This window comes from Serratia sp. AR11, assembly GCF_056376275.1.
The window spans coordinates 4,995,989-5,017,991 of the sequence record NZ_CM150739.1; the positions used below are offsets into that span (position 1 = coordinate 4,995,989).

Annotated in this window: 13 protein-coding genes and 1 riboswitch; of the genes, 8 read left to right on the plus strand and 5 right to left on the minus strand. The window is 57.0% G+C overall.

All coding sequences use genetic code 11. The features are described from left to right. Positions 1 to 46 precede the first annotated feature (46 nt). Together malF and malG are read left to right on the plus strand one after the other, a co-directional pair. Positions 47 to 1,624 (plus strand): maltose ABC transporter permease MalF, encoded by a 1,578-nt coding sequence (gene malF / locus ACSOSI_RS23590; RefSeq protein WP_476706249.1) that lies wholly within the window; start codon positions 47 to 49, stop codon positions 1,622 to 1,624. An 11-nt stretch (positions 1,625 to 1,635) separates the two neighbouring features. Further along, on the plus strand, positions 1,636 to 2,526 hold the full coding sequence (gene malG, locus ACSOSI_RS23595) for a maltose ABC transporter permease MalG (RefSeq protein WP_012147168.1): 891 nt from the start codon (positions 1,636 to 1,638) through the stop codon (positions 2,524 to 2,526). Between the two features lie 220 nt (positions 2,527 to 2,746). On the opposite strand, the gene psiE is transcribed toward malG, so the two are convergent. Then, on the minus strand, positions 2,747 to 3,154 hold the full coding sequence (gene psiE / locus ACSOSI_RS23600; RefSeq protein WP_012147169.1) for a phosphate-starvation-inducible protein PsiE: 408 nt from the start codon (positions 3,152 to 3,154) through the stop codon (positions 2,747 to 2,749). A gap of 221 nt (positions 3,155 to 3,375) precedes the next feature. On the opposite strand from psiE, the gene ACSOSI_RS23605 reads away from it, so the two are divergent. Next, positions 3,376 to 4,809 (plus strand): capsule assembly Wzi family protein, encoded by a 1,434-nt coding sequence (locus ACSOSI_RS23605; protein WP_017894220.1) that lies wholly within the window; start codon positions 3,376 to 3,378, stop codon positions 4,807 to 4,809. Positions 4,810 to 4,871: 62 nt separating this feature from the next. Here ACSOSI_RS23605 and pgi read toward each other — a convergent pair whose 3' ends face one another. Next, complete coding sequence (gene pgi / locus ACSOSI_RS23610; RefSeq protein WP_017894221.1) at positions 4,872 to 6,518, minus strand: glucose-6-phosphate isomerase; 1,647 nt, start codon at positions 6,516 to 6,518, stop codon at positions 4,872 to 4,874. Positions 6,519 to 6,791: 273 nt separating this feature from the next. Here pgi and ACSOSI_RS23615 point away from each other — a divergent pair, with 273 nt between their 5' ends. The 5 genes from ACSOSI_RS23615 to ACSOSI_RS23635 all read left to right on the plus strand — a co-directional run bounded on the left by ACSOSI_RS23615 (position 6,792) and on the right by ACSOSI_RS23635 (position 18,340). Further along, positions 6,792 to 8,600 (plus strand): cation:proton antiporter, encoded by a 1,809-nt coding sequence (locus ACSOSI_RS23615; protein WP_261099254.1) that lies wholly within the window; start codon positions 6,792 to 6,794, stop codon positions 8,598 to 8,600. A 52-nt stretch (positions 8,601 to 8,652) separates the two neighbouring features. Next, positions 8,653 to 8,846: riboswitch (Lysine riboswitch) on the plus strand. Between the two features lie 109 nt (positions 8,847 to 8,955). Further along, positions 8,956 to 10,323 (plus strand): lysine-sensitive aspartokinase 3, encoded by a 1,368-nt coding sequence (gene lysC, locus ACSOSI_RS23620; protein ID WP_261277123.1) that lies wholly within the window; start codon positions 8,956 to 8,958, stop codon positions 10,321 to 10,323. A 144-nt stretch (positions 10,324 to 10,467) separates the two neighbouring features. Beyond that, on the plus strand, positions 10,468 to 11,385 hold the full coding sequence (gene panS, locus ACSOSI_RS23625) for a ketopantoate/pantoate/pantothenate transporter PanS (protein WP_261277122.1): 918 nt from the start codon (positions 10,468 to 10,470) through the stop codon (positions 11,383 to 11,385). Between the two features lie 385 nt (positions 11,386 to 11,770). After that, on the plus strand, positions 11,771 to 13,447 hold the full coding sequence (locus tag ACSOSI_RS23630) for a ShlB/FhaC/HecB family hemolysin secretion/activation protein (protein WP_476706250.1): 1,677 nt from the start codon (positions 11,771 to 11,773) through the stop codon (positions 13,445 to 13,447). Positions 13,448 to 13,492: 45 nt separating this feature from the next. Next, positions 13,493 to 18,340 carry a hemagglutinin repeat-containing protein gene (locus ACSOSI_RS23635; protein WP_476706251.1) on the plus strand — a complete coding sequence of 1,616 codons (4,848 nt, stop codon included), beginning with the start codon at positions 13,493 to 13,495 and terminating at the stop codon, positions 18,338 to 18,340. A gap of 89 nt (positions 18,341 to 18,429) precedes the next feature. On the opposite strand, the gene ACSOSI_RS23640 is transcribed toward ACSOSI_RS23635, so the two are convergent. The 3 genes from ACSOSI_RS23640 to ACSOSI_RS23650 all read right to left on the minus strand — a co-directional run bounded on the left by ACSOSI_RS23640 (position 18,430) and on the right by ACSOSI_RS23650 (position 21,988). After that, on the minus strand, positions 18,430 to 20,079 hold the full coding sequence (locus tag ACSOSI_RS23640) for a Na/Pi cotransporter family protein (RefSeq protein ID WP_012147177.1): 1,650 nt from the start codon (positions 20,077 to 20,079) through the stop codon (positions 18,430 to 18,432). A 127-nt stretch (positions 20,080 to 20,206) separates the two neighbouring features. Further along, the gene (locus ACSOSI_RS23645; protein ID WP_012147178.1) at positions 20,207 to 21,199 is read right to left on the minus strand and encodes an ABC transporter ATP-binding protein; all 993 of its coding nucleotides are present in this window, start codon (positions 21,197 to 21,199) and stop codon (positions 20,207 to 20,209) included. 3 nt (positions 21,200 to 21,202) lie between these two features. Beyond that, positions 21,203 to 21,988, minus strand: a complete 786-nt coding sequence (locus ACSOSI_RS23650) for an ABC transporter permease (protein WP_012147179.1) — start codon at positions 21,986 to 21,988, stop codon at positions 21,203 to 21,205. Positions 21,989 to 22,003 lie beyond the last annotated feature (15 nt).

The following is a 22,003-nucleotide window of genomic DNA, read 5'->3' on the forward strand; positions in this document are numbered from 1 at the left end:
GGTGCAGACAGGCACCCCGCTGTGGCTTCACAGAAAGGAACGCCCTATGCAATTAGCTCACGCCGGTTCACCTGCGCGCAAAAAGTCGAAGTGGTGGCAGAGTGACATACTGAAATGGCTGGTTATCGGCCTGTTCAGCCTGGTTACCTGCTATCTGATTGTGTTGATGTATGCACAGGGTGAATACCTGTTTGCCATTCTGACGCTGATTCTGGTCAGCGCCGGGCTTTACGTCTTCGCTAACCGCCGCGCTTATGCCTGGCGCTACGTTTATCCTGGCATCGCCGGCATGGGGCTGTTTGTCCTGTTTCCGCTGATTTGCACTATCGCCATCGCCTTTACCAACTACAGCAGCACCAATCAGCTCACCTTTGAGCGCGCCCAGTCGGTGCTGATGCAACGGCAATTCCAGACCGGCAAGACCTTTACCTTCGGCCTGTATCCGGCGGAAAACCAACGCTGGCGTCTGCAGTTAACCCACCCGGACAACGGCCAGCAGCTGATTTCCCAGCCTTTCAGCTTTGATGCCAACGCACCGCAAACGCTAAAACTGGTCGAAGAAAGCGCCAAACCGGCAGGCGAGCGCGCCACGCTGCGGGTGATCACTCAAAACCGTCAGGCACTGAGCCAACTGGTGGCACAATTACCGGACGGCGGTGAGCTGCGCATGAGTTCCCTGCGCCAGTTTTCCGGTACCAGTCCGCTTTACGCACTGGATAAGGACAGCAATGCGCTGACCGACCAACAGACCCATATTCAATACCGGCCGAACCCGGAGATTGGCTTTTATCAGGCGGTGAACGCCGACGGTAACTGGGCCAAAGAAACGCTAAGTCCGGGCTATACCGTCACCATTGGCGGGAAAAACTTCCTGCGTGTGTTGCAGGACGAAGGCATCAAGAAGCCATTCGTGTCGATCTTCATCTGGACCATCGTGTTCTCGGTGATGACCGTGATCCTCACCGTGGCGGTAGGCATGGTGCTGGCCTGCGTGGTGCAGTGGGAAGCGCTGAAAGGCAAAGCAATCTATCGCGTGATGCTGATACTGCCCTACGCGGTGCCGTCGTTTATTTCGATTCTGATTTTCAAGGGGTTGTTCAACCAAAGCTTCGGTGAAATCAACATGATGCTCAGCCATCTGTTCGGTATCAAACCGGCCTGGTTCAGCGACCCTGTCACCGCCAAAAGCATGATTTTGATCGTCAATACCTGGCTGGGTTATCCGTACATGATGATCCTGTGCATGGGGCTGCTGAAAGCCATCCCGGACGACCTGTACGAGGCTTCGGCGATGGACGGCGCCACCCCGATGCAGAACTTTTTCCGCATCACTCTGCCGCTGCTGATTAAACCGCTGACGCCGCTGATGATCGCCAGTTTCGCCTTCAACTTTAATAACTTCGTGCTGATCCAACTGTTGACCAACGGCGGGCCGGACATGATCGGTACCACCACGCCGGCCGGTTATACCGACCTGCTGGTCAGCTACACCTACCGCATCGCCTTCGAAGGCGGCGGCGGACAGGACTTCGGGCTGGCGGCGGCAATTGCCACGCTGATCTTCCTGCTGGTGGGCGCCCTGGCGATCCTGAATCTGAAAGCCAGCAAGATGAACTTCGACTAGGGAGAAAAATAATGGCTATGGTCCAACCCAAATCCCAGCGTCTGCGCCTGTGGATAACCCATGCACTGATGCTGTGCTTTATCGCCCTGATCATGTTCCCGCTGCTGATGGTCGTCACTATCTCGCTGCGCTCTGGCAACTTCGCCACCGGCAGCCTGATACCGGAACAAATTTCCTGGGATCACTGGCGGTTGGCGCTCGGCATGAGCGTGACGCACGCCGATGGCAGCGTCACCCCACCGCCGTTCCCGGTCCTGCTGTGGCTGTGGAACTCGATCAAGATCGCGGTGATCACCGCCATCGGCATCGTCACGCTGTCTACCACCTGTGCCTATGCCTTTGCCCGCATGCGTTTTCGCGGTAAAAGCACCCTGCTGAAAAGCATGCTGATTTTCCAGATGTTCCCGGCGGTACTGTCACTGGTGGCACTGTATGCGTTGTTTGATCGTCTGGGCCAATACATTCCGTTTATCGGTTTGAACACCCATGGCGGGGTGATCTTCGCCTATATGGGCGGCATCGCGCTGCACGTCTGGACCATCAAGGGCTATTTCGAAACCATCGATAACTCGCTGGAAGAAGCGGCGGCACTGGACGGGGCCAGCCCGTGGCAGGCTTTCCGTTTGGTACTGTTGCCGCTGTCGGTGCCGATTCTGGCGGTGGTGTTTATTCTATCGTTCATCGCCGCCATCACCGAGGTGCCGGTGGCCTCGCTGCTGTTGCGCGACGTCAACAGCTATACGCTGGCGGTTGGGATGCAGCAATATCTGAACCCGCAGAACTATTTGTGGGGCGACTTTGCCGCTGCGGCGGTGCTGTCAGCGATTCCGATTACCGCCGTCTTCCTGCTGGCGCAGCGCTGGCTGGTCGGTGGCCTGACGGCCGGTGGGGTGAAAGGTTAGTTTTGTGCCACTGCAATACGCTTGATGTACTTCGTTCTATTTCTTTACCCTATGGATTTCAAGTTACAGCTAGGCGACCAGCTCGCCCATCCTCAGGCGCTTACTTTAGTAAGTAACTGGGGTTGGCGAGTGCAGTTAACAACGCTTGTAGCTTGAAAGGCGACGGGTAATCTATACCTGTGTCTTCGGCGGCCCTTACAGGCCGCCATTTTTATACTATTTACTCTCTTTTTAAGCGGTCGGTATTCGCCAGATAAAGCGTCACCACCAGCAACAATATCGCGGCAGAATAAATTAACGTGTCTATTGGGTTTTCATGATCCACTATGATCAAACGAATAATCGCGGTAATGCCGATATAAATAAAGTAGCGCAGTGGGAAGTGATAACCCGATTCAAAATACTTCACAATCAAGGCGATAAACTCAAAGTAGAGGAAGTAAATCACAATCCCTTCAATCAGCAAATAGGACGTCGATTCCTCGTTGTTGACAAATAAGACTTTCGCCAAATGAATGGTTTCTTTCACCAAAAAGACGATCAGGATCGCCGCCAGCAGCAACAGCCCCACGTTCAACACCCGTTGCAACCCTTTGGCGATCATCACCGAACGAGAGGTTTTTGCCATAAATATTCCCCATCAATACCACTGTAGTTATTCGCGCATCCTGACATAGGCATTATCTTAAAAATTAACATCTGCGCAGGGCCTGAAAAAATTAAATATTATTCAAAAGGTTACACTTTAATGTTTCATATGGATATATTTGTAGCAAATTGAAATGTCCACTATGATGGGTCATAGATCTTTACATAAAACAAACAACTCGAATTAACAAGGGAATATTTATGCGCGCTAAACTTAACGGACTGGTCGCCGCAGGCCTGTTTACCTGTGCATTGAGCGGCCATGCCAGCGGATTGGTAACCCCTGATAATGACCTGCGTAATGACCTCGCCTGGCTGTCCGACCGTGGCGTCATCAACGTCAGCCTGTCCACCTGGCCACTGAGCCAGGAAGAAATCAGCTCCGTAATTTCACAGGCCAAACCGGTAACCAATACCGAGAAAAACGTTCTCGACCGCGTTCAACGCCGCGTCGGTGACTTAAAAGCCAATATTCGCGTCAGCGGCTACGCTGCCACCGACAAACCGGGCACGCCACAGGGCTTCGGCCAGAACCAATATGCTGACCAAAGCCTGACTATCGGTGCCGGTGCCAACGGCGAGTTTTGGGACGTGCGCGTTCAGGGTTCGGTCGAGGGCGATCAACGCGTCAGCGACGGCTCCAAATTCAACCTGAACGGCTCCTATGGTGCAGTGAAAATCTGGAACCAATGGTTGTCCTTCGGCGAGGTTTCCCAGTGGTGGGGACCGGGCTATGACGGCAGCCTGATTCGTTCCGACGCCGCACGCCCGGTTGCCGGTTTTATGCTGCAACGTGCCGATCAATCACCGTTTGAAACCCCTTGGCTGTCGTGGATTGGCCGTTGGCAGTACCAGCTGACCGCCGGCCAGCTGTCGCAATACACTGCCGTGCCTGATACCAAACTGATTGGCGGTCGTTTTACCATGATGCCGACCAATTTCCTCGAACTGGGCGCTTCACGCGTCATGATGTGGGGTGGCGATGGCCGTCCGCACTCCTGGAGTTCGTTCTGGGACGGTGTGACCGGCAATGACAACACCGGCGACCCGAAAAACGATCCGGGCAACCAGCTTGGCGGGTTTGACTTCAAGCTGAAAATGCAGCCGCTGATTGGCCTGCCAGTCAGCTTCTACGGCCAAATCACCGGTGAAGATGAAGCCGGCATGTTGCCGTCGCACAATGCCTATCTTTTAGGTCTGGAAGGCCACCCGGAATGGGGCCCAACCACCATCAACTGGCACATTGAGGGCACTGATACTCGCTCCAACGGCAATGCCAACAACGTTATGTACAATCACTACATTTACAAAGGTGGCTACTACCAGCAAGGCTACCCACTGGGTCATGCAATGGGTGGCGACGGGCAAATGCTGTCCGGCCGTGTAGAGCTGGTGCTGGACGACAGCCAACGCTGGAGCACCCGTTTGGTCTATGCCAAAGTGAACCCGAACAACCAGTCAATCAACCAGGCGTTCCCGAAATCTGACACGCTGAAAGGCATTCAACTGGGCTGGGGTTACACCCTTCCTTCCCAGGTCAAATTCGATACCAGCCTGTGGTACACCGATAGCCATGCCAGCACCGCCGATGACGTGGGCGCAGGCATCAGTTTCGAAGTGCCAATCGATCTGTAATCGTTCAGATGTAAAAAAACCCGCCGCGGCGGGTTTTTTATTGGCATCAATTCAGGCGGTAATTAACGCCATTCTTTGAAGCGGTTGATCAGCGCATTGGTTGAACTATCATGGCTGCTGACCGCTTCGTCACCCGCCAGTTCCGGCAGGATGCGGTTTGCCAGCTGCTTGCCCAGCTCCACGCCCCATTGGTCGAAGGTGAAGATGTTCAGGATCGCGCCCTGGGTGAAGATCTTGTGTTCATACAGGGCAATCAGGCTGCCCAGGCTGAACGGGGTGATCTCACGCAGCAGGATGGAGTTGGTCGGGCGGTTGCCTTCAAACACCTTGAACGGCGCCACGTGCTTGACCTCTTCCGGCGTTTTACCCTGTGCGGCAAACTCGGCCTCTACCACTTCCAGCGATTTACCGAACGCCAGCGCTTCGGTCTGTGCGAAGAAGTTCGACAGCAGTTTGGCGTGGTGGTCGCTCAGCGGGTTGTGGCTGATGGCCGGTGCGATAAAGTCGCAAGGCACCAGCTTGGTCCCCTGATGGATCAACTGGTAAAACGCGTGCTGACCGTTGGTGCCTGGCTCGCCCCAGATGATTGGGCCGGTCTGGTAATCCACCGGGTTGCCGTTGCGATCGACATACTTACCGTTGGATTCCATGTTGCCCTGCTGGAAGTAAGCAGCAAAACGATGCATGTACTGGTCGTAAGGCAGGATAGCTTCGGTTTCTGCACCGAAGAAATTGTTGTACCAGATGCCGATCAGCGCCAGCAGCACCGGCAGGTTTTTCTCTGCCGGAGTTTGTGCGAAATGTTGGTCCATCGCATGCGCACCACTCAGCAGTTGTTCGAAGTTATCAAAGCCCAGCGACAAGGCAATTGACAGGCCAATCGCCGACCACAGGGAATAACGACCGCCGACCCAGTCCCAGAATTCGAACATATTGGCGGTATCAATACCGAACTCACCCACCGCCTTGCCGTTGGTCGACAACGCAGCAAAGTGTTTCGCCACGTGTTTTTGGTCACCGGCAGTGCTCAGGAACCAGTCGCGCGCGCTGTGGGCGTTGGTCATGGTTTCCTGAGTAGTGAAGGTTTTGGACGCCACCAGGAACAGGGTGGTTTCCGGGTTCAGTGGCTGCAGCGTTTCGGCGATATGGGTGCCGTCAACGTTGGAGACAAAATGCATATTCAGGTGGTTTTTGTAAGGGCGCAGCGCCTCGGTCGCCATATAAGGGCCGAGATCAGAACCGCCGATACCGATGTTCACCACGTCGGTAATGGCTTTGCCGGTGTAACCTTTCCAGTCACCGCCAATCACGCGGTCGCAGAACTGTTTCATTTTGGCCAGCACCGCGTTCACTTCCGGCATCACGTCTTTACCGTCCACGATAATTGGGGTATTGCTGCGGTTGCGCAGGGCAACGTGCAGCACCGCACGGTCTTCGGTACGGTTGATTTTCTCACCGGCAAACATGGATTTGATCGCGCTTTGCAGATCGGTTTCTTTCGCCAGTGCCTGCAGCTTCTCCAGGGTCTCCGCGCTAATGCGGTTTTTAGAGTAGTCCACCAGCATCTGATCGTTGAAGGTGGCAGAGAACTTGGAGAAACGCTCTTTGTCCTGAGCAAACAGATCGCTGATCTGTACATCTTTCATCTGTTCGAAATGTTGCTGCAGGGCTTGCCAAGCAGCGGTTTGACTAGGATTGATATTTTTCATAGCAACACTCTTAGGCTTGAGAATAAAGATGACGTGGTTGTCCGATTGTAGCCTGTTCGACTGTGATTATGATCTCTTTTCTTGCGATAGGCGCTAACTGTCAAACGCCGCCGCATCGTTTCAGCTCTTCCCCTATACTTTTGGATAACAGCCTGTTATCAGGGTTAGTTAACTGTCACTAAACTGTGTCAGGTTATCACCACGTCATTGACGTAATTAGGCTAAGGATGCGCGGCCAATCAGGCTGCGGTTTGAAACACGAAGGACATGACTATGGAATTATCTGCCCCGTTGATGTTGGTGGTTATTGGATTGAGTTCGCTTCTGGCGCAGTGGCTGGCCTGGCTGTTACGCCTGCCGGCCATTCTGCCGCTGCTGGTGTTTGGCGTGGTACTGGGCCCGGTGGTGCATTGGGTCCAGCCGGACGCGCTGTTTGGCGATTTGCTGTTCCCACTGGTGTCGCTGTCGGTCGCCATTATTCTGTTCGAAGGCGCGCTGACGCTGCGGGTCGAGGAAATTCGTGGCCTGGGTGGCGTAGTGCGCAACCTGGTAACCATCGGCATGCTGATGACCTTCCTGGTGATTGGCGTAGCCTGCTGGTGGCTGCTGGACTTCCCCCCCGAGCTGGCGGCGCTGATCGGCGCGGTAACGGTGGTCACCGGCCCGACGGTGATCGCCCCGCTGATGCGGGTGGTGCGACCCAACGCCAATATCAACCAGGTGCTGCGCTGGGAAGGGATAGTGATCGACCCGGTCGGCGCTATCTTCACCCTGCTGGTGTTTGAATTTATCGTACTGAAACAGCATTCGGAATCTTACACCCACCTGTTCTACACCCTGGGTATTACTGCCGCCGTCGGTCTGGTGGCTGGCGCACTGTTCGGTTACCTGCTGGGTCTGGCATTGCGCCGCGTCTGGCTACCGGGCTACCTGCAAAACCTGGCGGTGCTGGCAATTATGCTCACCGCTTTTGGCCTGTCCAACGCCATTGCCGACGAGTCCGGCCTGCTGACCGTCACGGTGATGGGCATCTGGCTGGCCAATATGCGCGATGTCGATACCAGCGACATCCTGGCATTTAAAGAAGAGCTGTCGGCGATCCTGATTTCGGCGCTGTTTATCATTTTGGCGGCACGGCTTGATATCCAGGCGTTGTGGAATATGGGCTGGCCGCTGCTGGGCCTGCTGCTGGTGGTGCAGTTTATTGCAAGGCCGCTGTGTATTGCGGTGTCGACCTGGCGCTCCTCCCTGCACTGGCGCGATCGGCTGCTGCTGTGCTGGATTTCACCACGCGGTATCGTTGCTGCGGCGGTCAGTTCACTGTTCGCCCTGACCTTGCAACGCAGCGGTTATCCTGGAGCCGATCGCCTGGTGACCGTGGTGTTCGCCGTGATCATCGGTACCGTGGTGCTGCAAAGCCTGACCAGCAGCATGATGGCCCGCTGGTTGCGGGTACAGCAGCAAAAACCACGCGGCGTGCTGATCGTCGGCGCCAACAGCGTGGCGCGCATGCTGGCGCAGGCGTTGATAAAAATGAATATCCCGGTGATCGTCACCGACAGCAGTTGGGAGTATTACCGCCAGGCGCGTATGGACGGCATCCCCGCCTATTATGGCCATGCTTACTCCGAACATGCCGAGAACTACCTCGATCTCAGCGATACCGCGCAGGTGTTGGCGCTGTCGCCCAACCGCCATCAGAATGCGCTGGCGGTCTATCACTTTGGCCATATTTTTGGCGACGGGCAGGTGTTCGCCATCCGCTCCGGTGCCCCGCTGAAAGGTCGCGGCAACAGTGGTGAAAGCTCGCGCTTTCGTCGGCATGAAGTTTTATTTAATCAAGAAGCCACTTATGGCCGCTTAAGCAGTCTGATCGCCCAGGGGGCGGCCATCAAGGCCACCAAGCTGAACGAGAACTTTGGCTGGCTGGAATATCTTGAGAAACATCAGGGCGTTATTCCGCTATTCAGTCAGCGCGAGGACGGCACTTTGCAGCCGATCGGTACCGGTTTCGTCCCATCGATGCCCTGTACGCTGATTGCACTGGTACAAGATGAAAATCCCTCAACGTCCGGACGTTGACAGCAGCGCGATTACCGGCTATTCCTAACAGCCTACTTGCGCACCCGGTGCGCAAGCCAGAAGAGGTGCGTCGCCCAGGTAGAGTGTCAGAGGAGCCGTTGTCCAATGACGGCGCTTGAGGGGGAGCGACGCCGAGGTAAGGTGATGTGCGGCATTCATCGTATCGACTACAGGGGCTGAATCCCCTGAGTTGTCACCAGGGATTGTCCGTAGGGGCAATCAGCAAGGTGGGGCGCTTCTGGGTGTATCGTAGCTTTAACCTCTACGTCTGCCCCCTGCTTATCGCTCCTCCCTTGTGCCAAGGCTATGAAAAAAGCGCTCTCTGAATAGAGCCACCCTGACACGAGGTTTTTACATGAACCAAGCAGCACCCCAGAATTCCACCGTTGTCGCCAAATTCGGCGGCACCAGCGTTGCTGACTATGAAGCCATGAACCGCAGCGCCGACGTCGTACTCGCCAATCCGGACGTACGCCTGGTGGTATTGTCCGCTTCTGCGGGCGTCACCAACCTGTTGGTGGCTCTGGCCGAAGGCAGCGATGCCGACAAACGCCATTTCCAGCTCGATGAAATCCGTCGCATCCAATACGCTATCCTTGATTGTCTCGACAATCCGGCGGTTGTCCGCGAAGAAATCGACCGCATGCTGGAAAACATCGCCATGCTGTCCGAAGCGGCGTCGCTGGCAAACTCGGCGGCATTGACCGACGAACTGGTCAGCCATGGCGAACTAATGTCTACCCTGCTGTTTGTGGAGATCCTGCGCGCTCGCCAGGTGCAGGCGGAATGGTTTGACGTGCGTAAAGTGATGCACACCGATGACCACTTCGGGCGTGCCACACCGGACACCGCAGCGCTGAGCCAATTAGCCCAATCGCTGCTCAAACCGCGCCTGCAAGAAGCGCTGGTGGTGACCCAGGGCTTTATCGGCAGCGAGCCGAAAGGCCGCACCACCACGCTGGGTCGCGGCGGCAGCGATTACACCGCCGCACTGCTGGGCGAAGCGCTGAGCGTCAGCCGGGTGGATATCTGGACCGACGTGCCGGGCATCTACACCACCGATCCGCGCGTGGTTCCGGCGGCGAAACGCATTGATAAAATTACCTTCGAAGAAGCGGCAGAAATGGCGACCTTCGGTGCGAAAGTATTGCACCCGGCGACCCTGCTGCCGGCGGTGCGCTGCGATATTCCGGTGTTTGTCGGTTCAAGCAAGGATCCGGCCGCCGGGGGGACCCTGGTGTGTAATACCACCGAGAATCCGCCGCTGTTCCGCGCACTGGCACTGCGCCGCAAGCAAACCCTGCTGACACTGCACAGCCTCAACATGCTGCACGCACGCGGTTTTCTGGCCGAAGTGTTCAACACTCTGGCGCGCCATAATGTCTCGGTGGATCTGATCACCACTTCCGAAGTCAGTATCGCGCTGACCATGGACACTACCGGCTCTACCAACACCGGTGGCAGCCCGCTGACCACCTCGTTGCTGACCGACCTGTCATCACTGTGTCGGGTGGAAGTGGAAGAAAACCTGGCGCTGGTGGCGTTGATTGGCAACAAACTTTCCCAGGCCTGCGGCGTCGGCAAGGAAGTGTTTGGCGTGCTCGATCCGTTCAATATCCGCATGATTTGCTACGGTGCCAGCAGCTATAACCTGTGCTTCCTGGTGCCCGGCAACGACGCCGAGCAAGTGGTACGCACCCTGCATCACAATCTGTTCGAATAAACTATTATCATCCCTTGCGGGCGCAGCACGCTGCGCCCCTACATCTAAAAAATCAGTTCATAACCGTAGGGGTTCAGTCCGCTGAACTCGCAAAAAAACACAACTCCATCCCATCGTTCTATTTGGCTAAGGAAAACCTCATTCATGCTGGCAAAATTTACCCGATTATTCCCCCTGTGGGCGGTGCTGCTCGCCGTCGCCGCCTACTTCACGCCCACCAACTTTACCGGTATCGGCCCCTACGTCAGCCCGCTGTTGATGTTGATCATGTTCGCCATGGGCGTCACGCTGCGGCTGGATGACTTCAAGCGCGTGCTGTCCCGTCCTGGCCCGGTAGCCGCAGGGATCTTTTTGCATTACCTGATCATGCCGCTGGCGGCCTGGCTGCTGGCGATGCTGTTCCACATGCCGCCGGACCTTTCCGCCGGCATGGTGCTGGTTGGCAGCGTTGCCAGCGGTACGGCTTCCAACGTCATGATCTATCTGGCCAAAGGAGATGTGGCACTGTCAGTGACCATCTCGGCGGTTTCCACACTGGTGGGCGTGTTCGCCACACCGTTGCTGACCCGCTTATACGTTGATACCGAGATCAGCGTCGATGTGATGGGCATGCTGCTGAGCATTCTGCAGATCGTGGTGATCCCGATTGGCCTTGGGTTGATCGTCCATCACACCTTTACCAAAACCGTCAAACGCATTGAGCCTATTTTGCCGGCGCTGTCGATGGTCTGTATTTTGGCGATCATCAGCGCCGTAGTGGCCGGTAGCCAAAGCCACATCGCTTCGGTCGGGCTGGTGGTGATCATCGCGGTGATCCTGCATAACGCCATCGGGCTGCTGAGCGGTTACTGGGGCGGCAAGCTATTTGGCTTCGACGAGTCCACCTGCCGTACGCTGGCGATTGAAGTCGGCATGCAGAACTCCGGGCTGGCGGCGACGCTGGGTAAAATCTATTTCTCGCCGCTGGCCGCTCTGCCGGGCGCGCTGTTCTCGGTGTGGCATAACCTGTCCGGCTCCCTGCTGGCGGGTTACTGGTCCGGTCGGCCGACCGACAAAAAATAATCTCACTCCGGGGCGCAAATAACTGCGCCCCACCCCTTCTGCGAAATTTCGTATTTGCCACTGGTCGGATTGTCAGAAATATCCCGTTCCCCTATTATCCCCAGACAAAATAAAAATTCAGATTCTTCCTATCCGTGCCGATAAAGTTTAAATAACGGAAAGGTTAATTACTTTTTTTAGTTAATTAACTAAAGAAATCTGAAAATTAAAACAAGCAGCCTAATTATTATTTAGATAAATACCCATCGTCTTAATTTGCCTGCGGCAAATCGAGATATCACGCAATGTGCTTGTCGCTCGCTGTTTCGGGCCGGCCTCTGGCCGTACGTTTCTTGACCTCATGGATTGAGCAGGCCACCCCGCTGGCTTCTCATAATGGATTAAAATGATTAAAAAAACCGTCGCACTGGCGTTGCTGTTCAGCACCGCACTCCCCGCCGCTACCCTGCCGGAAATGGAGCATTTTTCGCCGATGGGCGAATCACGCCGCGCCCTACAAGACGGCACGCGTGAAGTGAATCAACAGATAGAGCAACGCCGCTACCGACAGCTTAAACAGCAGCAATTACTGGCAGAACCCGAGCCTGCGACCCCGGCATTACCGCGTTCGGCCCAGTGCCTGCCCATCGATGGCGTATATCTGCAAGGCATTACCCTGCTGTCGGCGAAAGATTTGGCGGCGCTCAGCGCACTGCCACAGCGTTGCATCAGCAGTAATGACATCAACCGCCTGACGCGCGAATTAACCCGTTTATACCTTGATAAAGGCTATATCACCGCCCGCGTACAGTTTATTCGCCCTAATGCCGAGGGTGAATTAGGGCTGCGGGTGACCGAAGGATTTATCGAGAAAATAGAAGGTGGCGATCGTTGGGTTAACAGCCAATTATTATTCCCCGGACTGGAAGGTAAGCCGCTGAAATTAACTCAGCTCGACCAGGGATTGGATCAGGCCAATCGTTTGCAATCGAACAAAACCCGTCTGGATATATTGCCTGGCAGCCAAACCGGCGGCTCCATTATTCGCTTGCACAACCAACATGCCAAACCCTGGTTGCTGTCTGCCACTCTGGACAATTATGGCCAAAAAAATACCGGCCAGTGGTTAGCGCGCAGCACGGCAACGCTGGACAGTCCATTCGGCCTGTCGGACTTTGTCAGTCTGAACGTCGCCGGCACGCTGAAAGACCCATCGCAGCGCTACAACCGCGCCTATACCCTGCTCTATTCCCTGCCCTACGGCGCCTTTACCTTCAGCGGCTTTGCCAGCTATTCGCAATACATGAACCGCCAGCAGTTGGTGTTCAACAGCTATAAGCTGCACGGTCAGACCCAGCAGTACGGCCTGCGCGGCGACTATGTATTTTACCGCGATCGCGATCAAATCAACGCCCTGAGCGGTCAGCTAACCCATAAGCGCATCAATAACTATTTCGACACCGTGCGTATCGGCCTCGGCAGCCCGACGCTCAGCCTGTTCGAACTGGGCGTTAACCACCTGCAGATCCTGCCTGGCGGGCTTGTCAGCGCCAACCTCAGCGTAGAACAAGGATTGCCGTGGTTTGGGGCCGACAGCCACGGCGGTGCCGGGCTGCCCGATGCCCAATTCACCAAGGGCAAGCTGTTTGCCAACCTCAACCAACGTTTCACCCTGGCCGGTTCCAGCTACCAGCTCAGTAACCTGCTTTACGGGCAATACAGCCGCGATCGCCTGCCCGGCGTGGAATGGCTCAGCCTGACCGACCGCAGCGCGATCCGCGGTTTCAGCCGCAGCACGCTGTCCGGCGATAACGGCTGGTATTTGCAAAATACCCTGTCCCGCAGCTTCAACCTGGGCCAAAGCATCCTCACCCCGCGCATTGGTGGCGATGTCGGCCGGGTGCTACCGCGTGACAATCGCCCCTCTGGCTGGCAAAGCAGCGCAGGTCTGAGCGCCGGCGCCACTCTGCGTTACCAGCGGGCGTCGCTCGACGTCGAAGCCAGCCGTGGCTGGCTACTGTCCAGTCACGCCATGCCCGACGATCCCGTCCAGGTACTGGCGCGCTTTTCGTACACCTTTTAGTCAGCGTTTTCTTGCACTACCACAGCGATATATGGAGATACATGGATGAAAAATAATAACTTCAGGCTTTCGGCGGCGGGTAAGTTGGCCGCTTCACTGGCGATCATTCTCACCTCGTTCGGCAGCGGTTACGCCGCTGAGATCGTGGCGGCCAACGGTGCTAACGGACCCGGTGTTACCACTGCCGGTAACGGTGCGCAGGTGGTGAATATCGTGACCCCGAATGACCACGGGCTGTCGCATAACCAGTATCAGGATTTCAACGTCAACCAGCCAGGCGCGGTGCTGAATAACTCACTCAACGCCGGGCAGTCTCAGTTGGCCGGGCAGTTGGGTGCCAACCCGAACCTGAACAATCAGGCGGCCAGCGTGATCCTCAACGAAGTGATCAGCCGCAATCCATCACTGTTGCTCGGCCAGCAGGAAATCTTCGGCATGGCGGCCGACTACGTGCTGGCCAACCCGAACGGCATTAGCTGTAACGGCTGCGGTTTTATCAATACCAGCCGTTCATCACTGGTGGTGGGCAACCCGCTGGTGGAAAACGGCATGCTGCAGGGCTACAGCACGCTGGGTAATCGCAACACCCTGAGCCTGGATGGCAAACTGAACGCCGCTGGCGTGCTGGATTTGATCGCACCGAGAATCAACAGCCGCGGCGAGGTGATCGTCAAACCGGTCTACGATCAGAAAAGCAACAAAAGGGTATCGGATATCAATGCCATCAGCGGCAATAACCGCGTATCGCGCGATGCACAGGTGCTCAGCAGCGAGCAACCTGAGATAACACTCTTGGAGCAGTTCTTCGGCACGACGGACAGCTACTATCTTGGCAGCATGCAGGCAGGGCGCATCAATATCGTCCATACCCGAACCGGCAGCGGTGTGAGGCTGGCGGGCCAACTGCAGGGTAGTGAAGAGATCCGGGTGAAAGCCCACAACATCAGTGCCCAAAGCGAGGTCAGTAACTACGACACCAGCCGCACCAGCGGTGATAACTACCAAAACTATCGCGGCGGCATTGACATCAGCGACTACAACAACAGCCAGCAACTGACCCGCACCAAGCTGAAAGGTAAAAACATCAGCCTGCTGGCCGATAACAGCAACCACCTGAGCGCCGTCGATATTCAAGGTGACGAGATCCGCTTGCAAGGCGCCAGCCTGACGCTCGACGGTCAGCAACTGAAACAGGCTCAGGGCGACACCGACAACCAATGGTTCTACTCCTGGAAGTACAACGTCAGCCGTGATAATGAACAGCATCAGCAGATCGGCAGCACCATCAGCGCCACAAAGAATGCCACGCTGACCGCCACCAAACAGGATGTGAAGCTGCTTGGCACCACGATCACGGCGGGCGACACGTTGAAAATCGAGGCCAAGCGCGACGTGCAGCTCAGCGGGCTGGTCGAGCAGGATAAATCCAGCGAACGCGGTAATCAGCGCAACCATACCTCCAGCCTGCGCACCGGCAGTTGGTACAACAGCCAGGAGACCGAAAGCCTGAAGGCCAGCGATTTGTATACCGGCGGCGATCTGACGCTCACGGCCGGCAACAATCTGCAGGCCCAGGGGGCCAAAGCCCATGCGGGACGTAACCTGACGGTCGACGCCAAGGACCAAATCAATATCAACGTGCAAAAAACCGCCAATGCGAAGACCGTCCGCGACAATAAAACCTCATGGGGCGGGATTGGCGGCGGTAACAACAAGGACAACAGCAACCTTCGCGAGATCAGCAACGCCTCCGAACTGACAGCCGACGGCATTTTGCGGCTGAACGGGCAGCAGGGCGTCACCATTACCGGCAGCAAGGTGAAAGGCAAACAGGGGGGGTTTGTCGAAGCCAGTGAAGGTGGCCTGCGGATCGACAACGCGCTCAGTACCAACGTCGACAAGGTCAATGCCCGCACCGGCACTGCCTTTAACATCACCAGCAGTTCGCAAAAATCCAACAACAGTTACCAACAGTCCACCGCCAGTGAGCTGGTTTCCGATACCAACCTGCAGTTGGTCAGTAAAAAGGATACCGACGTGGTGGGCAGCAAGGTGACCAGCGTCGGCAAGCTGGACATCAATGCCGGTGGCAATATCAACGTCAGCGCCGCAGAGCAGCAGCAACGCATTGATGAGCAGAAAACCGCGCTGACTGTCAACGGTTATGCCAAAGAGCAAGGTGATAAGCAATACCGCGCCGGCCTACGAATTGAACATACCAGCGACAGCGAGAAAACCACCCGCAGCGAGCAACAGTCTTCGATGCTCAGTGGCGGCAGCGTAGCGTTGAAAGCGGATAAAGACGTGACTTTCACCGGCTCCAAACTGACGACCACTAAGGGTGATGCCAGCGTCAGCGGCGACAACGTCTCCTTCCTGGCGGCGGAAAACAAGACCACCAGCGACACCGAGAAAACCAAAATTGGCGGCGGTTTTTATTACACCGGTGGCATAGATAAAGTCGGTTCCGGTATCGAAGGCGGTTACGAGAACAGCAAAACACACTCGGAAAGCCGCAAGGCTGTGACTTCGGGCAGTGACATTGCCGGCAATCTGACCATTAACGCCAAGGACAAGCTGACCCAGCAAGGTGCCCAGCACCAGGTGGGCGGTAAATATCAGGAAAATGCCGACAGCGTCGCCCATCTGGCCGCCGTCGACAGCGAAAGCAGCCACACCCGCAAAACCGACGTCGGCGTGGATATCGGTGCCAACATTGATTACAGCGCCGTCACCCGCCCGGTTGAGCGCGCGGTAGGGAAAGCCGCGAAGCTGGACGCCAACGGTGTAATTAACGAGATCGGCGGCATCGGCGCACCTAATGTCGGGCTGGATATCAGCGCCAATGGCGGCAGCAGCGAAAAGCGCAGCCGCAGTTCGCAGGCCGTGGTTAGCACCATTACCGCCGGGGATATTGAGGTATCCGCCAGCGGTAAACTGCAGGATAGCGGAACAAAATATCAGGCCACCCAGGGGAGCGTAACGCTGACGGCAGACAGCCACCAAAGTGAAGCGGCGCAAAACAGTCGGCAGGAAAGCAACAGCGAAACCCGCGGCGGCGCCAGCGTGCGCGTTTATACCACCACCGGTAGCGATCTGACCGTGGATGCCAAAGGCGAAGGCGGTAATAAGCGCAGCGAAAGCGGCGGCAGCCAGGCCGTTACCGGCAGCATCACCGCCGCCAATGGCATCGATATCAAGGTCAAGCAGGACGCGGTGTATCAGGGGACCTCGCTGGATGCTGGCAAGGGTAAGGCACAGGTGAAAGCGGAAGACGGCAATCTCCGTTTCGAGCAGGCCACCGATCGCAACCATGAAAGCCACAGCGGCTTCAATGTCAAAGTGTCGGCCAAAGGCGGTACCTCACCGGAAACCAAAAGCTTCGGCGCCGGGCTGGGCGGCGGTCACAGCAAAGGGGCGAGCGATGGCAGCAGCGCACAGGTCAGCCACCTCGGCGGGAAGCAGGGCGTAGAGCTTGAGGCCGGTCGTGGGCTGACGCTGCAAGGCAGCACGGTTACCAGTCAGGGTGACGTCTCGCTGAAGGCTGGCGACAAGGTGGCGCTACAGGCAGCCAAGTCGCACCAAACGCGTAAGGACGACACGCTGTCAGGCAATATCGATATTGGTGGTATCAGCACCGACAACGACAAAAAAAGCGCAGGCGTCATTTCCCTCGGCGGTGCATTTGACATTGCCAAGGTCGATGAGTCCTCCACGACTCAACAGGGCGGCAAAATCACCAGCGGCGGCGCAGTGAACATTACCGCCAAAGGCAATGGCGACCAGGCGTTGCACCTGCAGGGAACCGAGGTCAAAGGCAGCAGCGTCGCCTTGAATGCCGAACACGGCGGTGTGGTGTTAGAGTCGGCGCAAAATCAGGAGCAGAAAAACAACTGGAACCTGGGGCTGAAGGCCAACGTCAAAGGCGGCCAATCCTTCAACAAGGATGCCAACGGCAAGGTTGACACCACCAGCGGCAGCGACACCCATACTCTGGGTGCCGGAGTGAAGGTCGGCGTCGATAAACTGCAGAAAACCAGCCAGGTCAACAGCCTGATTAGCGCCGACGAAGTGACGCTCAACAGCGGTAAAGACACTACCCTGGCCGGCGCGCGAATCGATGCCGATCGCGTGCAGGGCAACGTCGGTGGCGATCTGCACGTCGAGAGCCGTAAAGACAGCGAAAGCAGCGTCAAGGTCAACGTGGACGTCGGCCTGAGCCACACCAACGATCCGGCCAGCAGCATCACCTCTAAACTGTCGAAAGTGGGCACGCCGCACTATGCCGGTAAAGTGAAGGAGAAGCTGGAGGGCGGCATCGACAAGGCCGCTGACGCCATCACCGACAAGTACAACAGCGTGGCCCGTCGTCTCGATCCAAAACAGGATACCACCGGCGCGGTCAGTTTCAGCAAGGCCGATAGCAAGGTCACCCTGCCGGAAACGCTGGTCGGCGAAAAAGAGAAGGCCCCGCTGTGGGATCGCGGCGCTCGCTTCCTCGGCAACAAGTCCAAAGAGAGCCTGACCGGCCCCGCAGGGCTACAGGGCCAGTTCAAGGTCAACGCCGACGTGGTCAATAACGATGCGGTTGGCGTGCAGTCCGCCATCAGCGGGAAAAATGACGTGACGTTGAACGTGCAGGGCAACACCCACCTGACCGGCGGCGAGATCCGCAGCCAACAAGGCGAGGTGACGCTGGGTAACGGCAAGCTGGAGCAACAGGACGTGGCGGGCAATCGCTATCAGGGTGGCGGCCACCTCGATGCGGCCGCCTCGGCCGGCGCACTGCTGGGCATCGCCGGAAAAAGCGTGGTGAACCTGGAGACCCCGGTCGGTGGTTATATCAACAACCAGGCCGCTGATGCCAAGGCAGGAGTCTTTTCGGGTAAATAACTGGCGGTAAATGGTCCCCTCTCCTTCGGGAGAGGGAGACGCCTATTTAAGCAATGCCTTTGGCAGCAGGTTTCAGCCGGGGGCATTTTTTATAGCGTGCTCGGGGTGTCCTCCCACTCACGCTCGTCATCCTTCTCATCCTGATCCAGCACGTTATACGCCACCGCTGCGAACAGGGAATTCAGACGTTTCATGTCACCCAGCAGCCCCAGATGCAGCGAACTGGTTTCGATGCTTTGCACGTTCTGTTGGTGCAGGCGATCGACGTGGGCATGCGCGTAACGGCGATCCAGAATACGGAAGCGGTGCTTGGAGCGTCGCAGCCGCTTGGCGCTGGTGAGGTCACCGGACAGGAACACCGACAGACTTAACCGCAGGTTGCCAATCAGTCGCTCATACAACGTGTCCAGCTCCGCCAACCCTTCAGCTGAAAACGCCCGCCGCGCCGCAAGTGACTTCGACGCAATATCGCCGGTCATGCGTTCGATAATGTCCCCGGCCTGCTCCAGGTTGAGCGCCATTTCGATGATTTCTGCCCAACGTCGCGAATCCTCTTCGCCCAGTTCCTCTTTCTGGATCTGCGCCAGATACAGCTTGATGGCGGTGTACAGCACATCAACGTCATCGTCCAACCGGCGCACCTCTTTATCCTGCCCTATCTTGCCGTGCAGCACTTCGCGGTGCAGGATCATCATATGTTCTACCACATCCCCCATGCGCAGGGTCTCACGCGCCGCATTGGCCAACGCCAGCGTCGGCGTATCCAACGCGCTGGCATCCAGATGCCGTGGTCGCAACCGGGGATCGTCAGCCGCTACGTCGGCGATCAGCGTTTCGCACAGCCGCGCCATCGGCCCGGCCAGCGGGATCAGTATCAGGCAGCGGATCAGGTTGTAGAACACGTGGAAATAAATCACCAACTCTTCGTTGCCACCGGGCAGCCGGGCCATCGCATCAGCCAGATAAGAGACAAAGGGCAGCACCAGCACACAACCGATCAGCTTGAACAGCAGGCTGCCTAGCGCCACCCGACGGCCGGCGGCATTCTGGCCGCTGGTGTTAATCACCGCCAGCAGACCACTGCCAAGATTGGCACCGATCACCAGGCACAGCGCCACTTTCAGCGAGATCACGCCGGAGGCGGTCAGAGTTGCCGTCAGCAGCACCGCCGCCAGACTGGAATAGCTGACAATGGCGAACAACGCGCCAGTCAGGGCATCCAGCATCACATCACCGGTCAATGACGAGAACAGCACCTTCACCCCTGCCCCTTGGGTGATTGGCGTTGCGGCAGCCACGATCAGCTCCAGCGCCAGAACAATCAGCCCCAGGCCAATACACACTCGGCCCATTTGGCCCACGCGAGTTTGCTTGCGGCTGAGAAACAGGAACACGCCGACCAGGATCAGCAGCGGAGACAGCCAGGAGAGATCAAAGGTCAGGATGCGCGCCATCAGCGCGGTACCAACGTCGGCACCGAGCATGATCACCAGTGCAGGCGTCAGCCCCACCAGCCCTTGTGCGACGAAAGAGGTCACCAGCAGCGCAGTAGCGTTACTGCTTTGCACCAGCGCGGTCACGCCGATACCTGAGACGAACGCCAGCGGCTTTTTCTGCACGCTGTCGCTCAATACTCGACGCAAATTAGCGCCATAGACCCGCATAATCCCGGTGCGCACGATGTGGGTACCCCACACCAACAGCGCCACCGCAGAGAGCAGATGAAGAAGGGTCAACACGAAAAATACGCTCCCTAAACGCCAGCAAGGCAACCGTTCTGCCGGGCGTTAAAAGAGCAGAACAGCGGCAACGGGTTGCAGACTGCCGCTGAAGGAAAGGGAAATTCCGTTTGTCAGCGGGAAAATGTCATGCAACTTCCCGTAATGTAACAGTTTCTAAGTGTAGTCCAATTTCACTGCCGTCGGGCCGCAAATCCTCAACCGAGCGGTTGAGCACGTCGACCAGCAACTCTACGCCGCGGGCCTTAACCCGATAACGCACCACGTTGCCCAGCAGGCTGTGGTTAAGGATAGTGGCGGCGATACCCTGCCCGGCAGGCAGTAAGGTCATGGACTCCGGGCGAACAGCCACCTTACCGCGATAAGTGTTGCCGGTCAAAACCGACGCCTGTTCGGCGCTCAGCAGATTGTAGTTGCCGATAAACCCGGCGGCGAAAACGTCGGCCGGTTGGGTGTATAAGGTTTCCGCATCGCCACTTTGTACAATTTGCCCCTTGTTCATCAGCACGATGCGATCCGACAGCGTCAGCGCCTCTTCCTGATCGTGGGTGACAAAGATCGCCGTCAGGTTCAGCTCACGCTGGATCCGACGGATCTGTTCGCGCAGGTGTTTGCGGATACGGGCATCCAGCGCCGAGAGCGGTTCATCCAACAATAACAAGCGCGGACGCGTCACCAGGGATCGCGCCAGCGCCACCCGTTGGCACTGGCCGCCGGAAAGTTGATGCGGGTAGCGCTTCGCCAGTTCGGTCAGTTCCACCAGTGCCAGCACCTCCTGCACCCGCTGCTGGATCTGCCCGGTCGCCAGCTTTTGCATTTTCAGGCCGAATGCCACATTGCCTTCAACGGTCATGTTCGGGAATAACGCATAGCTCTGAAACACCATGCCGATACCGCGTTTTTGCGGCGGCACCGGCACCAGATCCTGCCCCTGCAGCAGGATCTGCCCGCTGTCGACCGAAGTCAGGCCCGCCAGACAGCGCAGCAGCGTAGACTTGCCGCAGCCGCTCGGCCCGAGCAGCGTGACAAACTCACCTTCTTCGGCAGTGAAATCGATATCCTGAAATACCTGGGTCTGGCCGTAGTGTTTGTTGAGGCGGGTCACGTTGAGATAAGCCATGGGTTAGCCCTTATTTTTATTCAGCAAATTCGCCAACCAGGTGACGATCAGCACCACGGCGAAATAAGAAATGACCAGTGCGCTGGTGAAATGGCCACTGCCGTTACGCATGTTAAACAGGTAAACCTGCAGCGTTTCATACTGGCTACCCACCAGCAGGTTGGCGAAGACGAATTCACCAATCAGGAAAGAAAACGACAACAGCACGGCAATCATCCCGCCCTTGCGCAGGTTCGGCAGCACCACCAACAGTGCCGCTTTCCAGGTGCTGGCCCCGAGCAGATGCGCGGCATCCATCAGATCACGCAGGTTAATCGCCTGCATGTTGTTGCTGATGGCGCGGTAAATAAACGGCAGCGCGATAGAGAAGTAGCAACCGATCAGGATCCACGGCGTACCCAGTAACGGCAGCGGATCGGCGGCGAACAGTTGCATCAGCCCGACCGCCGACACCACTGGCGGCACGGCGAATGGCAGCAGGATCAGCACGTTCATTACCGCATCCAGCTTGGGGAAATAGTAAGCAATCACAAACATCATCGGCAAAATCACCACCACTGCCAGCACCAAAGTGCCAAAGCAGATCAGCAGCGAGTGCCATAGCGCCAGCAGGAAACGCGGATCGCTCCATAACGTCACCAGCCATTTCAGGGTAAAACCGTCCGGCAGTATGGTCGCGCCCCATTGGGTGGCCAGCGCATAAATCAGCGTCGCCGCCAGCGGCAACAGCAGGATCAGCAGCAGCAAGCCGCTCACCACGCGGTGATAGCCGGTTTCAAAACGCGACATGGCCGCCCTCCGCAA

Excerpts from the sequence above, each read along its gene's own strand:
- ACSOSI_RS23615 (WP_261099254.1), top strand. The coding sequence starts at position 6,792 with ATGGAATTATCTGCCCCGTTGATGTTGGTGGTTATTGGATTGAGTTCG.
- malF (WP_476706249.1), top strand. The coding sequence starts at position 47 with ATGCAATTAGCTCACGCCGGTTCACCTGCGCGCAAAAAGTCGAAGTGG.
- psiE (WP_012147169.1), bottom strand. The coding sequence starts at position 3,154 with ATGGCAAAAACCTCTCGTTCGGTGATGATCGCCAAAGGGTTGCAACGG.
- malG (WP_012147168.1), top strand. The coding sequence starts at position 1,636 with ATGGCTATGGTCCAACCCAAATCCCAGCGTCTGCGCCTGTGGATAACC.
- panS (WP_261277122.1), top strand. The coding sequence starts at position 10,468 with ATGCTGGCAAAATTTACCCGATTATTCCCCCTGTGGGCGGTGCTGCTC.
- ACSOSI_RS23630 (WP_476706250.1), top strand. The coding sequence starts at position 11,771 with ATGATTAAAAAAACCGTCGCACTGGCGTTGCTGTTCAGCACCGCACTC.
- ACSOSI_RS23605 (WP_017894220.1), top strand. The coding sequence starts at position 3,376 with ATGCGCGCTAAACTTAACGGACTGGTCGCCGCAGGCCTGTTTACCTGT.
- ACSOSI_RS23645 (WP_012147178.1), bottom strand. The coding sequence starts at position 21,199 with ATGGCTTATCTCAACGTGACCCGCCTCAACAAACACTACGGCCAGACC.
- lysC (WP_261277123.1), top strand. The coding sequence starts at position 8,956 with ATGAACCAAGCAGCACCCCAGAATTCCACCGTTGTCGCCAAATTCGGC.
- pgi (WP_017894221.1), bottom strand. The coding sequence starts at position 6,518 with ATGAAAAATATCAATCCTAGTCAAACCGCTGCTTGGCAAGCCCTGCAG.
- ACSOSI_RS23650 (WP_012147179.1), bottom strand. The coding sequence starts at position 21,988 with ATGTCGCGTTTTGAAACCGGCTATCACCGCGTGGTGAGCGGCTTGCTG.
- ACSOSI_RS23635 (WP_476706251.1), top strand. The coding sequence starts at position 13,493 with ATGAAAAATAATAACTTCAGGCTTTCGGCGGCGGGTAAGTTGGCCGCT.